This is a genomic window from Streptomyces sp. NPDC007983 (assembly GCF_042958345.1).
Lineage (GTDB): Bacteria > Actinomycetota > Actinomycetes > Streptomycetales > Streptomycetaceae > Streptomyces.
Map to the genome: position 1 here is coordinate 130738 of NZ_JBIBJI010000014.1, position 15664 is coordinate 146401.

A 15664-nucleotide genomic window follows, 5' to 3' on the forward strand; every position below is an offset into this window, starting at 1 on the left:
CTCAAGAAGACCGGCTTCGACGAAGTGGGTTGCGCCCCGCAGATGCCGGGGTCCTGCTGCCGTGTAAGGGGTGGCCCCGGGCCACGTTAGGCTTGAGGGTCACCCCTGTCCGCGCACGAAGGTTACTGATGTCTGTCGAGTCGGTCTTCCCACAGCTTGAGGCCCTTCTCCCCCATGTGCAGAAGCCGATCCAGTACGTCGGCGGCGAGCTGAACTCCACGGTCAAGCCTTGGGAGGAGTGCGACGTCCGCTGGGCGCTCATGTACCCCGACGCCTACGAGGTCGGGCTGCCCAACCAGGGCGTCATGATCCTCTACGAGGTGCTCAACGAGCGCGAGGGCGTGCTCGCCGAGCGCACGTACAGCGTGTGGCCGGACCTCGAAGAGCTGATGCGCGAGCACAAGGTGCCGCAGTTCACCGTGGACGCGCACCGGCCCGTCTCCGCCTTCGACGTCTTCGGCGTCTCCTTCTCGACCGAGCTGGGCTACACCAACCTGCTCACCGCGCTGGACCTCGCCGGTATCCCGCTGGACGCCGCCGACCGCACCGTCGACCACCCGGTCGTGGTCGCGGGCGGCCACGCCGCGTTCAACCCGGAGCCGATCGCGGACTTCATCGACTGCGCGGTGATCGGCGACGGTGAGCAGGCCGTCCTGGAGATGACCGAGATCATCCGCGCCTGGAAGGCCGAGGGCCGTCCGGGCGGCCGCGACGAGCTGCTCTTCCGCCTCGCCCGCACCGGCAGCATCTACGTGCCGAAGTTCTACGACGTGGAGTACCTGGCCGACGGCCGGATCTCCCGCGTCGTGCCGAACCGCTCGGGCGTGCCGTGGCGCGTCTCCAAGCACACCGTCATGGACCTCGACGAGTGGCCGTACCCGAAGCAGCCGCTGGTGCCGCTCGCCGAGACCGTGCACGAGCGGATGTCGGTGGAGATCTTCCGCGGCTGCACCCGCGGCTGCCGCTTCTGCCAGGCGGGCATGATCACCCGCCCGGTGCGCGAGCGCTCCATCACCGGCATCGGCGAGATGGTCGACCGCGGCCTCAAGAACACCGGTTTCGAGGAGGTCGGCCTGCTGTCGCTCTCCTCCGCCGACCACACCGAGATCGGCGACATCGCCAAGGGCCTCGCCGACCGGTACGAGGAAGACAAGATCGGGCTGTCCCTGCCGTCGACCCGGGTGGACGCCTTCAACATCGACCTGGCCAACGAGCTGACCCGCAACGGCCGCCGTTCGGGCCTCACCTTCGCCCCCGAGGGCGGCTCCGAGCGCATCCGCAAGGTCATCAACAAGATGGTCTCGGAAGAGGACCTCATCCGTACGGTGTCCACCGCGTACGGCAACGGCTGGCGGCAGGTGAAGCTGTACTTCATGTGCGGCCTGCCGACCGAGACCGACGACGACGTGCTCCAGATCGCCGACATGGCGACCAAGGTGATCGCCAAGGGCCGTGAGGTGTCCGGCAAGAACGACATCCGCTGCACCGTCTCGATCGGCGGATTCGTCCCCAAGCCGCACACCCCGTTCCAGTGGGCGCCGCAGCTCAGCGCCGAGGACACGGACGCCCGGCTGGAGAAGCTGCGCGAGAAGATCCGCGGCGACAAGAAGTACGGCCGCTCGATCGGCTTCCGCTACCACGACGGCAAGCCCGGCATCGTCGAGGGCCTGCTCTCGCGCGGCGACCGCCGGGTGGGCGCGGTCATCCGCGCCGTCTACGAGGACGGTGGCCGCTTCGACGGCTGGCGCGAGCACTTCTCCTACGACCGCTGGATGGAGTGCGCCGAGCGCACCCTGCCCGACTTCGGTCTCGACGTCGACTGGTACACCACCCGCGAGCGCACCTACGAAGAGGTCCTGCCCTGGGACCACCTCGACTCCGGTCTCGACAAGGACTGGCTGTGGGAGGACTGGCAGGACTCGCTCGACGAGACCGAGGTCGAGGACTGCCGCTGGACCCCGTGCTTCGACTGCGGCGTCTGCCCGCAGATGGACACGTCCATCCAGATCGGCCCCACCGGCCGCAAGCTGCTGCCGCTGTCGGTCGTGAACCAGTAGTCCTCCGGCATCTGGCCGGTCACAAAGTACGCTGGAAGGCGCACGGGCCGCACAGGCCCGTGCGCGACAAGCGAAGAGACACCAGAAGAAGCAACAAGGAGCAGTCCCCTGGGCAAGCGACAGCCCGAAGGCCCGCCGCCCGCACCCGCGGTGCAGCGCATCCGTTTGCGTTACACCAAGCGCGGCCGCCTCCGGTTCACCAGCCACCGCGACTTCCAGCGCGCCTTCGAGCGGGCGCTGCGCCGCGCCGAGGTGCCCATGGCGTACTCGGCGGGCTTCACCCCGCACCCCAAGGTGTCGTACGCCAATGCCGCTCCCACCGGCACCGGCAGTGAGGCCGAGTACCTGGAGATCCAGCTCACCGAGGCGCGGGACCCCGAGACGCTGCGCAGGCTGCTCGACGAGTCGATGCCCTCCGGGCTCGACATCATCGACGCCGTCGAGGCCCGCACCTCCGGGCTCGCCGACCGGCTCCAGGCGTCCGTATGGGAGATCCGGCTCGACCGGGTCGCCCCGGCGGAGGCCGAACGGGCCGTGGCCGCCTTCCTGGAGGCCGAGACAGTCGAGGTCGAGCGCCGGACGAAAAACGGCATGCGCACCTTCGACGCCCGCGCCGCGGTGGCCCGCCTGGAAGCGGTCGCAGGTCGGGGCGATAGGCCAGGCGACGATGGCTGTGCGATACTGCGGCTGGTAGTACGGCATCTGACACCTGCCGTGCGACCCGACGACGTCCTGTCCGGTCTCCGCGCTACGGCCGACCTGGCGCCGCCGGTCCCCGCAGCGGTGACCAGGCTGGCGCAGGGGCTGCTCGATGAGGAGTCCGGCACGGTGACCGACCCGCTCGCGCCCGATCGCGAGGCAGTTCCGGCCGCCCCACCCACGGCCGCCGAGCTGACCGCCGCGATGGCGGCGCCGGAAGGTTCCGCGTAAGGACCGCCGTCGATGCGCCGCCCAGGCACTTGGGAGCCACCCGGGTCCGGCAGGCGCACTGACCAGGAGACTTTCGCCGGTCCCGGCCCTGAAAACCGGCCCGGCGAGCGATACGACAGCTCCCGTGCGGCGCCCGCGCCCCGGACGGCGGAAACCGCGCAGCGCGCGGGGCCCGGCCGGAAACAGGCGCGGCGCCCGGGAGCGTGACGGGAGAACCGCCCGCATGCTCGAGCCCATTGAGCCGACCGAACCTATCCAGCCCCAGGGACAAGCCGCGCCGCGCGCCGCCGCCTCCGGGGATCCGACCTCACCCAGTGACACCCTGCCGCCGCGCCGCCGCCGTGCGGCCTCCCGGCCCGCCGGTCCGCCGGTGGGCACCGTGGGTGACGCCGAGGTGACCACACCCGCCGTACCGGCCATACCGGCCGAGTCGATCGCCGCCGGCGCCGCCATGGTCGCCGGGGAGGCGTCCGCCGTCTCCGACGGTGACACCGGTTCCGCCGCTCCGCCCGCCCGTTCGCGCCGCCGTGCGACGCGCAAGACGGCCGCACCGGTGAGTGCGCCGGAGGCCGCGGAGACCGTGGTTCCGGCGGACGCCCCCCGGGCCGCCGAGCCCGCCGGGGCCCCGGCCGCCGATCCGGAGCCCGCCGCCGAGCCCGCTCCGCCCGCCCGTACGCGCCGCCGGGCCACCCGTAAGGCGACCGCCCCGGCCGGAGCGCCGGAGGCCGCCGAGACGGTGGTACCGGTGGAGGAGCCCGTCGCCGCCGCACCGGCCGAGGCCGCCGCGCCCGTCGAGGCCGCCGCCGAGCCCGCCCCGGCACCCCGTACCCGCCGCCGGGCGACGCGCAAGGCCGCCGCTCCGGAGGGTGCCCCGCAGGCGGAGCCCGCCGACGTGGACGCGTCGTCTGCGGCGGCCGCTGGTGGCAGTGGCGACGAGGACACCGCCCCAGCGGCAGTCGCAGCCGACGCCCCGGCCGACGAGGCGCCCCGTGGCCGTACGCGCCGCCGGGCCGCCCGTAAGGCGACCGGCCCGGCCGGTGGGCCGCAGGCCGCCGACGACGAGCCGAGCGCCGAGGAGACCGCTGCGGCCGAGCCCGCGGCCGTCGAGGCCGAGGCCTCCGCGGAGGCCGCTCCGGCGCCGCGTACCCGCCGCCGGGCCGCCCGTAAGGCGACCGCCGCCGCGGCCGAGGCCGCCGAACAGCCCGCCGAGGCCGATGCGGCGACCCCCGAGGCCCCCGCCGAGGCCGATGCGGCGACCCCCGAGGCCCCCGCCGCGGAGGAGAGCGCCGAGGAGCCGCGCGCCCGTACCCGCCGCCGTGCCACGCGCAAGACGGCCGCCGCCGAGGAGCAGCCCGAGCCGCGGGCCGCCGAGGCGGCCGAGCCCGAGGCCGAGCCGGAGCCCGCGCCGCGCGGTGGCCGCCGCCGCGCCGTGCGCCCGCCGACAGCGGTCTTCCAGGCACCGGTCTTCACCGAGCCGGTCTTCCAGACCCCGGAGAGCGCCGCCGCCGAGGCCGCCGCGTCCGCCCTGGAGGAGACCGACGAGGTCGACGAGGCCGACGAGACCGCGGCGCAGGACAAGCCGGTGGCCGCCGAGCCGGTGGCCCCCGCCGCGGGCCGTCGCCGCCGTCGCCGCCGGGGCGAGCCCGCCGAGGAGCAGCGCCCGGCGGAGGCCGAGGAGCCCGCCGCCGCCGAGGACGCCGAGCAGGACGGCCGCGCGGCCGACCGTGAGCAGGGCGACGAGGAGTCGGGCGACCGCCCGGCCCGCCGCCGTCGCCGGGGCGGCCGTCGCCGTCGCCGGGGCGACGCCGCCGACGCCGAGGGCGCCGAGGGCCGTTCCGAGGGCGATGACGGCGAGGCTTTCGAGGACGAGGCGCAGGCCGAGGGCGAGACCGGCGAGGAGCAGGGCGCCGACGAAGAGGGCGCCGAGGCCGGTGAGTCCGCCGGTGGCGGCTCCAGCAGCAGCCGTCGCCGCCGCCGTCGCCGCCGTCGCAGCGGGGACGCCGCCGAGGCGGAGTCGGGCGGTGACGACCCGGAGCGTACGGTCGTCAAGGTCCGGGAGCCCCGCAAGAAGGAAGAGACCAGCTCCGACGAGGTGCAGTCGATCAAGGGGTCGACGCGTCTGGAGGCCAAGAAGCAGCGCCGCCGCGAGGGCCGCGAGCAGGGCCGCCGCCGGGTGCCGATCATCACCGAGGCCGAGTTCCTGGCCCGCCGTGAGGCGGTCGAGCGGGTGATGGTCGTCCGGCAGAACGGCGAGCGCACCCAGATCGGCGTGCTGGAGGACAACGTCCTCGTCGAGCACTTCGTCAACAAGGAGCAGGCCACCAGCTACGTCGGCAACGTCTACCTGGGCAAGGTCCAGAACGTGCTGCCCTCGATGGAGGCCGCCTTCGTCGACATCGGCAAGGGCCGCAACGCCGTGCTGTACGCGGGCGAGGTCAACTTCGAGGCGCTGGGGCTGTCCAACGGGCCGCGCCGCATCGAGACCGCGCTGAAGTCCGGGCAGTCCGTGCTCGTGCAGGTCACCAAGGACCCGATCGGTCACAAGGGCGCCCGGCTCACCAGCCAGGTCTCCCTGCCCGGCCGCTACCTGGTGTACGTCCCCGAGGGCTCCATGACGGGCATCAGCCGCAAGCTGCCCGACACCGAGCGCGCCCGGCTGAAGCAGATCCTCAAGAAGATCGTCCCCGAGGACGCGGGCGTGATCGTCCGCACCGCCGCGGAGGGCGCGAGCGAGGACGAGCTGGCCCGCGACGTCCAGCGGCTGCAGGCGCAGTGGGAGGAGATCAAGAAGAAGGCGAAGAGCGGTAACGCGCCGACGCTCCTCTACGGGGAGCCGGACATGACCGTCCGGGTCGTCCGAGACATCTTCAACGAGGACTTCTCCAAGGTCATCGTGAGCGGTGACGACGCCTGGCAGACCATCCACGGCTATGTCTCGCACGTCGCGCCCGACCTCGCCGACCGGCTGCAGAAGTGGAACTCGGACGTCGACGTCTTCGCCACGTACCGGATCGACGAGCAGCTGATGAAGGCGCTGGACCGCAAGGTCTGGCTGCCCAGCGGCGGCTCGCTGGTGATCGACCGGACCGAGGCGATGGTCGTGGTCGACGTCAACACCGGCAAGTTCACCGGCCAGGGCGGCAACCTGGAGGAGACGGTCACCAGGAACAACCTGGAGGCGGCCGAGGAGATCGTGCGCCAGCTGCGGCTGCGCGACCTCGGCGGCATCATCGTGATCGACTTCATCGACATGGTGCTGGAGTCCAACCGCGATCTGGTGCTGCGGCGGCTGCTGGAGTGTCTGGGCCGCGACCGTACGAAGCACCAGGTGGCGGAGGTCACCTCGCTCGGCCTGGTCCAGATGACCCGTAAGCGGGTCGGCCAGGGCCTGCTGGAGTCGTTCTCCGAGTCCTGTGTCCACTGCAACGGCCGCGGCGTGATCGTCCACATGGATCAGCCGACGGTGGCCGGCGGCGGTGGCGGCGGCAAGCGCAAGAAGAAGAAGGGCGGCCAGCAGGCGCCCGCGCCGGAGGAGACCTCCGTGGCCGACGCCGAGACGGTCGCCGAGGCCGCCGAGGAGATCGCGGCGGAGATCGCCGAGCCGAAGGCGCTGCCGGAGCCGGTCTTCGCGGCCGACGAGGAGCTGTACAACAGCGCCGCCGAGGCCGAGGCCGCCGCGGGCCGCGGGCGTACCCGGCGCCGGGCGACGCGCAAGGTGTCCGCTCCGGCGGGCGCCCCGAAGAGCGCCGAGCAGCCGGAGGCCGTGGTCGTCGTCGCGGACGAGCCGAAGCCGGAGGTGCCCGCCGAGGCGCCCGAGGCCGCCGCTCCCGCCCCCGAGCCGGAGACGGCCGGGCCGGAGGCCGCCGAGGAGGCCGCTCCCGCGCCGCGTGCGCGCCGCCGGGCGACCCGTAAGGTGTCCGCTCCGGCGGGCTCGCCGACGGGCTCCGAGGACACCGCCGTGGTGGTCGTCACCGCTCCCGCCACCGAGTCGAAGCCGGAGGCCGGCGAGCCGGCGGCGGCGCCCGTCGAGGGCGGGGCCGCGGCGGACGGCGAGAAGGCGGCCGACGGCGAGGCTGGGGCCGACGGCGAGGCGGCGGACGGCGAGGCCAGGGCACCGGCGAAGAAGACGGCCCGTAAGACGGCCAAGAAGGCGCCGGCGAAGAAGACGGCCGCCAAGAAGACCGCCGCGAAGAAGACCGCGTCGAAGACGACCGCGGCCAAGAAGACGACCGCGAAGAAGACGACGACGAAGAAGACGACCGCCAAGAAGACGGCGTCGAAGAAGACCGCGGCGGCGGAGCAGCAGACGCCGCAGTCGGTCTCGGCCGCCGCCGACGACTGAGCAGGACGGTCATGAGCCCGGAGGGCACCTGCGCACGTGCGCAGGTGCCCTCCGGGCTCTGGTAACCTTGACCCTCGGCGTCTTACGCCAAGCCCCTGAGCACATCCCTCCCGCTCCGCGGGAGAGGCCGCTCGGCCGATGCTGAACCGCGCTGAACCGCGAGGAATCACTCGGTTGTCATGACCTTCGTGGGGTCATGTGGAGCGGCTGGCATCAGAGGTCCCGTTTACTAGCGAGAGAGTGAGAACCGCGTGTACGCAATCGTGCGCACCGGCGGCCGCCAGCAGAAGGTAGCCGTGGGCGATGTCATCGAGGTCGACCGCATTGGAACCAGCAAGGTCGGCGACACCGTCGAGCTCTCGACTCTGCTCGTTGTCGACGGCGATGCCGTCACCAGCGACCCGTGGGTCCTGGCCGGTGTGAAGGTTCACGCCGAGGTCGTTGACCACCACAAGGGTGCCAAGATCGACATCCTGAAGTACAAGAACAAGACCGGTTACCGGAAGCGGATCGGCCACCGCCAGCTGCACACCGCGCTGAAGATCACCGGCATCGACTCGGCTGCGAAGTAAGGGACTGAGGAGACATGGCACACAAGAAGGGCGCATCGTCCACTCGGAACGGTCGCGACTCCAACGCCCAGCGGCTCGGGGTCAAGCGCTTCGGCGGCCAGGCCGTCAACGCGGGTGAGATCCTCGTCCGCCAGCGCGGCACGCACTTCCACCCGGGCACGGGCGTCGGCCGCGGCGGCGACGACACGCTGTTCGCGCTGGCCGCCGGTGCGGTGCAGTTCGGCACCCACCGTGGCCGCAAGGTCGTGAACATCGTTCCGGTCGCCGAGTAATTCCGGCCCCGGCACGACGCCACACACCTTTCCGAGGGCGGACCGCTCTTTCCCGTGACGGGGAAGCGGGTCCGCCCTCGGCGCGTTACCCAGGTAACGACGACACACCGACCCCGTACGCAACTGGAGGCACCCGTCATGACCACCTTCGTGGACCGCGTCGAGCTGCACGTCGCCGCGGGTAACGGAGGCCACGGCTGCGCCTCCGTGCACCGCGAGAAGTTCAAGCCGCTCGGCGGCCCGGACGGCGGCAACGGTGGCCGGGGCGGCGATGTGATCCTGGTCGTCGACCAGTCGGTCACCACGCTGCTCGAGTACCACCACAGCCCGCACCGCAAGGCCACCAACGGCAAGCCCGGCGAGGGCGGCCACCGCTCCGGCAAGGACGGCAGCGACCTGGTCCTGCCGGTCCCGGACGGCACCGTCGTCCTCGACAAGAAGGGCAACGTGCTCGCCGACCTGATCGGCGAGGGCACCACCTACATCGCCGCCCAGGGCGGCCGCGGCGGCCTCGGCAACGCGGCCCTCGCCTCGGCCCGCCGCAAGGCCCCCGGCTTCGCGCTGCTGGGCGAGCCGGGCCACGCCGGGGACGTCGTCCTGGAGCTGAAGACCGTCGCGGACGTGGCCCTCGTCGGCTACCCGAGCGCCGGCAAGTCCTCCCTGATCTCGGTGCTCTCGGCCGCCAAGCCGAAGATCGCCGACTACCCCTTCACCACCCTGGTCCCCAACCTCGGCGTGGTGACGGCCGGTTCGACCGTCTACACCATCGCGGACGTGCCCGGTCTGATCCCGGGCGCAAGCCAGGGCAAGGGCCTCGGCCTGGAGTTCCTGCGCCATGTGGAGCGCTGCTCGGTGCTGGTGCACGTCCTGGATACCGCGGCCCTGGAGTCCGAGCGCGACCCGCTGACCGATCTCGATGTCATCGAGGCCGAACTCGCCGAGTACGGCGGCCTGGAGGACCGGCCCCGGCTCGTCGTCCTCAACAAGGTCGACATCCCCGACGGCAAGGACCTCGCCGACATCATCCGCCCGGACCTGGAGGCCCGCGACTACCAGGTCTTCGAGGCCTCGGCCATCGCCCATCTCGGCCTCAAGGAGCTGTCGTTCGCCCTCGCGGACATCGTCGGACAAGCGCGCGCGGCCAAGCCGAAGGAGGAGGCGACCCGGATCGTCATCCGCCCGAAGGCCGTGGACGACGCGGGCTTCAAGGTCGTCGTCGAGGACGGTTTCTACCGCGTCGTGGGCGAGAAGCCGGAGCGCTGGGTCCGCCAGACCGACTTCAACAACGACGAGGCCGTCGGCTATCTCGCCGACCGGCTGAACCGCCTCGGCGTCGAGGAGGAGCTGGTGAAGGCGGGCGCCCACGCGGGCGACGAGGTCGTCATCGGCCCCGAGGACAACGCGGTCGTCTTCGACTGGGAGCCGACGCTCGCGGCCGGTGCCGAGATGCTGGGCCGCCGCGGTGAGGACCACCGCTTCGAGGCCCCCCGCCCGGCGGCGCAGCGGCGCCGAGACCGGGACGCGGAGCGGGACGACGCGGAGGAGGAGTACGAGTCGTTCAAGCCGTTCTAGGCGGGCCGGGGCGGGGGTGAGCGGCCCCCGCCAGGAGCCCTGACAGCGGCTCTCGGCCGCGAAGGACGGTGACACGGCAAAGGGCCCGGGAGCGACGCTCCCGGGCCCTTACGCGTGGCCGGCGGCGGTCTCAGACCGTCGCCGTCTCCTCCGGCTCCGACGATCCGGCCTCCAGCTCCGTCTCCTCGGCCGCGTCCCGGGCCTCCCGCTGCGCGGGGATCTCATCGGCCAGCCGCGTGGCCATCCGCGCCCGGCGCTCGTCGGCCTTCCGGCACAGCGTCTGCGCGGCCTGGTCGAAGCGCACCAGGGACGGCGGGTCGGACGGCCCGAGCAGGTGCACCTTCAGCTCGGCGCGGGCGGCCGCGAGGGTGTCCTTCTCGGGGTCGCGGACGGCCTCCAGCAGCTCCGGGACCTCGGTCGCCTCGGGCGTGAGGATCGTGGCGGCGCGCACGGTCGGGAAGTTCGCCCGGAACTCCTCCTCGCTCAGCCCGCTGGTGTTCGCCACCGCGTAGGGCTTCTCGCTCGTCAGGTAGTCCGAGACGACGCTCGACACGTCGCTGATCAGCACGTCGGCCTGGTTGAAGCAGGTGAAGATGGCCGGCCGCGGCCCGGTGATGACCTGGTGCTCCCAGTCCGGCAGCGACGTCCAGTAGGCGCTCTCCCAGGCGGCGGTGGCCGCCGCCACACCCGCGGCGCGGTTGTCGTCCGGGGTGCCCTGGAGCTTCATGCGCTCGATCTCGTCCGCGCTGCGGCGGAACGACGTGCTGGTGAGCTGGTTCAGCTCCTCGGCGCGCCGGTTCAGCTCGGTCGCGGCCTCGGCGGGCGGGCGGGCCCCGCTGCGCTTGGCGTTCGCCTCGGCGATCATCGCCTTGATGCGGTCGTTGGCCTGGCCGGCCCGCCGGTCGACGGAGCCGGTCATCGGGTGCGGCTTGTACAGCAGCCGCACCTTGGGGTCGGCGAGCAGCTCACGGACGATGTTCTCGCCGGCCAGGATGACCGAGGTGTTGCCGGGGTTGCCGTCCCAGCCCTCCCAGGTCGGCGCGTACAGCACGGTGGTGTACTCACCGGTCGGGGCGCCCGCGTAGGGGCGGATCGGCGCCAGCTGCGGGCGGCCGACCTCCACGACGTCCTTGTCCTCGACGCCGATGTCGGCGAGCTGGTAGCGGTCGCGTGCGGCCGGGCCCGCGACCCACACCTCGTCGTACGCCTTGGCGTAGGGGTTGCAGCTGGAGAGCTTGTCGCTCTCGCCGTGGTTGATGAACGCGTGCTTGATCGAGGGGATGCGCAGCACCTGCGAGGTCTTGCCCGAGTTGGCCGGGTGCAGCAGCACCTTGAGCGTCGAGTGCTCGAGCCGCATCAGATGGGCGACCTTGGGGAGGCAGACGATCGGGACGTCCGTCGCCTCGATCTTCTGCACCATGAACCGCTCGCGCAGCACGATGATGGGGTTGCCGTCGAGCGCGGCGAGGGTGGAGAGCCACATGTTCGCCTGGTACGCGGAGCTGGTGCCGCCGGAGAAGTACATGCCGACGGTCGGCTGGTACTCGGCCAGCCAGGTGTCGAGCCACTCCAGGGCCTTCGCCTCGCTCGCCGCCCGCTTGCGCGGCAGCAGCCAGGTGGCCAGGTGGACGGTTCCGGCGATGCCGATCAGCAGGGCGATCGAGAGACCGACGGCTCCCCAGACACCGTTCTTGGTGCCGGCGGTCAGCAGCAGTCCGGCGGTGGCCGGGGCGGCGAGCCGCAGCATCCGGCGGCCGTGCTGGCGGGCGAACAGCCGCGGCGGGGCCTCGCTCAGCCGCAGCGCGGAGGCGTCGATGTTGCGCGTGACGAAGGGCAGCTGCCGCGTGCGGCGCACCATTATGGCGGCCGCCTGGCAGGCGAAGTGCACGACGTAGAAGAGCAGCAGCCCGACGGTCAGCGGTGCCTGTTCGTGCAGCGGATTGATTCCCTCGATCCGCAGCAGCCCGACCATGATGAGCATGTCGCGGAACAGCTGGCGCACCGTGATGTCGAAGCGGACCTTGCCCAGCAGCGACAGCAGACCGGGCTGCTTGTGCTGCAGGAAAAGATCGAGGGCGAGGCCGCACGCCGAGGAGGCGATGAAGAGCGGTACGTTCGGGAGCACGGCGCCGACGAGCTGTGTGGTGAAGAACACCACCATGGCGAGCAGCGCCGTGAGCTGTACGACCCGGCGTGGGGCGAATCCGGCAGAGGGCACGGGTTGGGCTCCTGGCGGGAGGGCGGTGGACGAGTGGGGGGACCCCTGACCGTATGCCGCCGTCTGGCCCGGTGACAATCCGCGCAGGTGCCAACCGCCCCGAAACGGGCCCAAACGATCCGCGGAGCGGTCCGGGCGGCCGTCGCGGCGGTGAAGCGGCGGTGAAATGGCCGGGCGGCCATGGGACCGGCTCACGTAGATTGCCCCCTTGTCATGATGTGAGTGTGCAGGACACGCGTTTCCGCTTTCTGCGAGGTGCGCGTGAGAGCCGGGGACGAGCCCGGGACGAGCAGGGGAGAGGCGTGGCGAAGCAGGACGGGTCGGCGGTACGGGACGAGGTGGCCGCGGCCCGCAGGATCGTGGTCAAGATCGGTTCGTCTTCCCTCACCACCGCGGCAGGGGGGCTGGACGCGGACCGGGTTGACGCGCTGGTCGACGTGCTCGCGAAGGTGCTCGGCCAGGACGCGGGCGGGGACGGCGGTGCGAATGGCGGTGCGGGTGGCGGTGCCGGCGCGGGCGGCAAGGAAATAGTCCTGGTCTCCTCCGGGGCCATCGCCGCCGGACTCGCCCCCCTGGGCCTGGACCGGCGCCCCCGCGACCTCGCCCGGCAGCAGGCCGCCGCGAGCGTCGGACAGGGCCTGCTGGTGGCCCGCTACACCGCCTCCTTCGCACGCTACGGGCGCCGGGTCGGCCAGGTGCTGCTCACCACGGACGACACCAGCCGCCGCGCCCACTACCGCAACGCCACTCGGACCCTGGACCAGCTGCTGGCCATGGGCGCCCTGCCGATCGTCAACGAGAACGACACCGTGGCCACGGACGAGATCCGGTTCGGGGACAACGACCGCCTCGCGGCCCTGGTCGCCCATCTCGTACGGGCCGATCTGCTGGTGCTGCTCTCCGATGTGGACGGGCTCTACGACGGCGACCCCAGGACCCCCGGCACCTCGCGGATCGACGAGGTCAAGGGCCCTCAGGACCTCGCCGGGGTCTCGATCGGCAGCGCGGGCCGCTCCGGAGTCGGTACGGGCGGCATGGTCACCAAGGTCGAGGCGGCCCGGATCGCCGCCGCGGCCGGGGTCCCGGTGGTGCTCACCTCCGCCAGCCAGGCCGGGGACGCCCTGCTGGGCCGCCCCACCGGTACGTACTTCCACCGCACCGGCCGCCGCTCGGCCGACCGGCTGCTGTGGCTCGCCCACGCCTCGGAACCCCGCGGCGCGCTCACCCTGGACGACGGGGCGGTGCGGGCCGTCGTGGAGCGCCGCACGTCGCTGCTGCCCGCGGGGATCGCGGCGGTGGAGGGCGAGTTCACCGCCGGGGACCCGGTCGAGCTGCGCGACACCGAGGGCCGCGCGGTGGCCCGCGGACTGGTGAACTTCGACGCCAAGGAGATCCCGCGGCTGATCGGCCGCTCGACCCGCGACCTCGCGCGTGAGCTGGGCCCCGCGTACGAGCGCGAGGTCGTGCACCGGGACGATCTGGTGGTGCTGCACCGCCACGGATGACCGGCTGGGGTGCCTATGGCGTTCGGTCCACCCCGCCTGACCGGCTGGGGCGCGGTCGGCGCTCCGGCAACCCCGCCTGACAGGCGAACCGGGCCCCCAAAAAAAGGGGGCTTACCTTCCGCAAAAACGCCCCGCGGCCGCGCGAGGACTGGTCAACTTTGTTCAACGGGGTCGCGCGGGCAGCGGGCCCGCGGTGAGAACGCGGCGGGTCCGGATCGGCACCGCCGTCCACGGCACCACCGCACCACAGTGCTCCGCCCGCGCGTGAGCGGAGCAGCGAGCTACAGGAGGCCGCCGGTGAGACGAGGGCGCCCGGGGGCGCCGCCCCGAGGGGCGGCGGAGCGCACCCTGACCAGTGTCGGGTTGAACGGTGCCGGCGCGACCGGCGCCGGGACGGGCGATGCCGGGACGGAGGACGCGACGGCGCAGGGCAAGCGAGTCGAGGTGTCCCGGCTGTGGCACATCACGCTGAGCGTCTCGGGTGCCGAGGCGCCGCTGCGGGAGGTCCGCCGGGCTCTGGAGCAGCTGGCCCACGACCACCCCTTCCTGCTGACCAGTCGCTACGCCAACGATCACGCCGAGATCCGTTACTGGGAGGAGGCGCGTGATCTGCACGATGCGGCGGCGGTGGCGCTGCGGCTATGGGGTGAGCACCGTTCGACGGCCAAGCTGCCGCCATGGGAGATCGTCGGGCTCGAGGTCATCGACCGTGATACGTATCACCAGCGCATCGCCGAGGGATACGGGCCGCCACCGGCCTCCCCGGTGGGTGTGCACCCGTTCTGAAGGGGCGGGTGAGTCGCCGAGATGTGAGAAGGCCATCTCGAAGAGCGGAATACCGGAGGGATCGCGGCGCTCGGCTCAGTAGGCTGCCTGCATGACCAGCGCACCCACGTCGCCGCTCACCGACCCCTGGCCGAAGTCCCCGGTCCTCCAGACCGCCTATCGGGCGCGCGCCGCGGCCGTCGACCTCGCCCCGCTGCCGCGCGCCCTGAAGGACGACGCGCTGCTGGCGATGGCCGACGCGCTGGAGGTGCGGACGAAGGAGATCGTCGAGGCCAACGCCGTCGACGTGGAGCGGGCCCGGGAGGCGGGCACGAGCGAGGCGATCGTCGACCGGCTGACCCTCACCCCGGAGCGGGTGCGGGCCATCGCGTCCGATGTCCGCGACGTGGTCGCGCTGCCCGATCCGGTCGGCGAGGTGGTGCGCGGTTCGACGCTGCCCAATGGCATCGACCTGCGCCAGGTGCGCGTCCCGCTGGGCGTCGTCGGCATCATCTACGAGGCCCGTCCGAACGTCACCGTGGACGCCGCGGCGCTGTGCCTGAAGTCGGGCAACGCCGTCCTGCTGCGCGGCTCTTCGTCGGCGTACCACTCGAACAGCGCGCTGGTGAAGGTGGTGCGTGACGCCGTCGGCGGCGCCGGGCTGCCCGCGGACGCCATTCAGCTGGTGCCGGGGGAGAGCCGGGAGTCGGTGCGCGAGCTGATGCGCGCCCGCGGCCTGGTGGACGTGCTGATTCCGCGCGGCGGCGCCTCGCTCATCCGTACGGTGGTCGAGGAATCGACGGTTCCGGTCATCGAGACCGGTACCGGCAACTGCCATGTCTACGTGGACGCCCAGGCCGACCTGGACATGGCCGTGGACATCCTGGTGAACTCCAAGGCCCAGCGCCCGAGCGTGTGCAACGCGGCGGAGACGCTGCTGGTGCACCAGGACATCGCCGCGGAGTTCCTGCCGCGGGCGCTGGACGCGCTGGCGGCGGCCGGGGTCACGGTGCACGCCGACGAGCGGGTGCTGGCGCTGGCCGAGGCCGAGGGGACGAAGGCCACGGTCGTCCCGGCGGCGATGGAGGACTGGGAGACCGAGTACCTGTCGTACGACATCGCCGCGGCGGTCGTGGACTCCCTGGAGGCCGCGGTGGCGCACATCGGTCTGTGGTCCTCCGGTCACACCGAGGCCATCGTCACGACGTCACAGGCGGCCGCCCGTCGCTTCACCCAATTGGTGGACTCCACCACGGTCGCGGTGAACGCCTCCACCCGCTTCACCGACGGCAGCCAGTTCGGCTTCGGCGCCGAGATCGGCATCTCCACCCAGAAGCTCCACGCCCGGGGGCCGATGGGGCTGCCCGAGCTGACGTCGACCAAGTACATCGTCACCGGCGACGGACACACCCGCTGAGCCACCCGTTCGGG

The 15664-nt window shown here is 72.4% G+C and carries 10 protein-coding genes; 9 read left to right on the plus strand and 1 reads right to left on the minus strand.

All coding sequences use genetic code 11. The annotated features are described in order from the left end of the window. The first annotated feature begins 128 nt into the window (after positions 1 to 128). The 6 genes from ACFZCY_RS33045 (at position 129) to obgE (ending at position 9745) form a co-directional block, all read left to right on the plus strand. Complete coding sequence (locus ACFZCY_RS33045; protein WP_391181566.1) at positions 129 to 2057, plus strand: TIGR03960 family B12-binding radical SAM protein; 1929 nt, start codon at positions 129 to 131, stop codon at positions 2055 to 2057. 150 nt (positions 2058 to 2207) lie between these two features. Next, positions 2208 to 2987, plus strand: a complete 780-nt coding sequence (locus tag ACFZCY_RS33050) for a TIGR03936 family radical SAM-associated protein (RefSeq protein WP_391181568.1) — start codon at positions 2208 to 2210, stop codon at positions 2985 to 2987. Positions 2988 to 3210: 223 nt separating this feature from the next. After that, positions 3211 to 7329 (plus strand): Rne/Rng family ribonuclease, encoded by a 4119-nt coding sequence (locus ACFZCY_RS33055; protein WP_391181571.1) that lies wholly within the window; start codon positions 3211 to 3213, stop codon positions 7327 to 7329. 251 nt (positions 7330 to 7580) lie between these two features. Then, on the plus strand, positions 7581 to 7901 hold the full coding sequence (gene rplU, locus ACFZCY_RS33060) for a 50S ribosomal protein L21 (RefSeq protein WP_009717947.1): 321 nt from the start codon (positions 7581 to 7583) through the stop codon (positions 7899 to 7901). Positions 7902 to 7915: 14 nt separating this feature from the next. Further along, positions 7916 to 8173, plus strand: coding sequence for a 50S ribosomal protein L27 (gene rpmA / locus ACFZCY_RS33065; protein WP_009717948.1), 258 nt, complete (start codon positions 7916 to 7918; stop codon positions 8171 to 8173). A gap of 138 nt (positions 8174 to 8311) precedes the next feature. Further along, on the plus strand, positions 8312 to 9745 hold the full coding sequence (gene obgE, locus ACFZCY_RS33070; RefSeq protein ID WP_391181575.1) for a GTPase ObgE: 1434 nt from the start codon (positions 8312 to 8314) through the stop codon (positions 9743 to 9745). Between the two features lie 130 nt (positions 9746 to 9875). Here the strand turns inward: obgE and ACFZCY_RS33075 are convergent, their stop codons facing one another. Then, positions 9876 to 11963, minus strand: a complete 2088-nt coding sequence (locus ACFZCY_RS33075) for a hypothetical protein (protein WP_391181578.1) — start codon at positions 11961 to 11963, stop codon at positions 9876 to 9878. A gap of 338 nt (positions 11964 to 12301) precedes the next feature. Between ACFZCY_RS33075 and proB the strand changes: the two genes are divergently transcribed. From proB to ACFZCY_RS33090, 3 genes are all read left to right on the plus strand, one after another. Continuing rightward, positions 12302 to 13468, plus strand: a complete 1167-nt coding sequence (gene proB / locus ACFZCY_RS33080; protein ID WP_391181775.1) for a glutamate 5-kinase — start codon at positions 12302 to 12304, stop codon at positions 13466 to 13468. A 297-nt stretch (positions 13469 to 13765) separates the two neighbouring features. Beyond that, positions 13766 to 14254: a hypothetical protein gene (locus ACFZCY_RS33085; protein ID WP_361481247.1), complete on the plus strand. Its 489-nt coding sequence runs from the start codon at positions 13766 to 13768 to the stop codon at positions 14252 to 14254. A 91-nt stretch (positions 14255 to 14345) separates the two neighbouring features. Then, positions 14346 to 15650 carry a glutamate-5-semialdehyde dehydrogenase gene (locus ACFZCY_RS33090; RefSeq protein WP_391181582.1) on the plus strand — a complete coding sequence of 435 codons (1305 nt, stop codon included), beginning with the start codon at positions 14346 to 14348 and terminating at the stop codon, positions 15648 to 15650. The last annotated feature ends 14 nt before the right edge of the window (positions 15651 to 15664 follow it).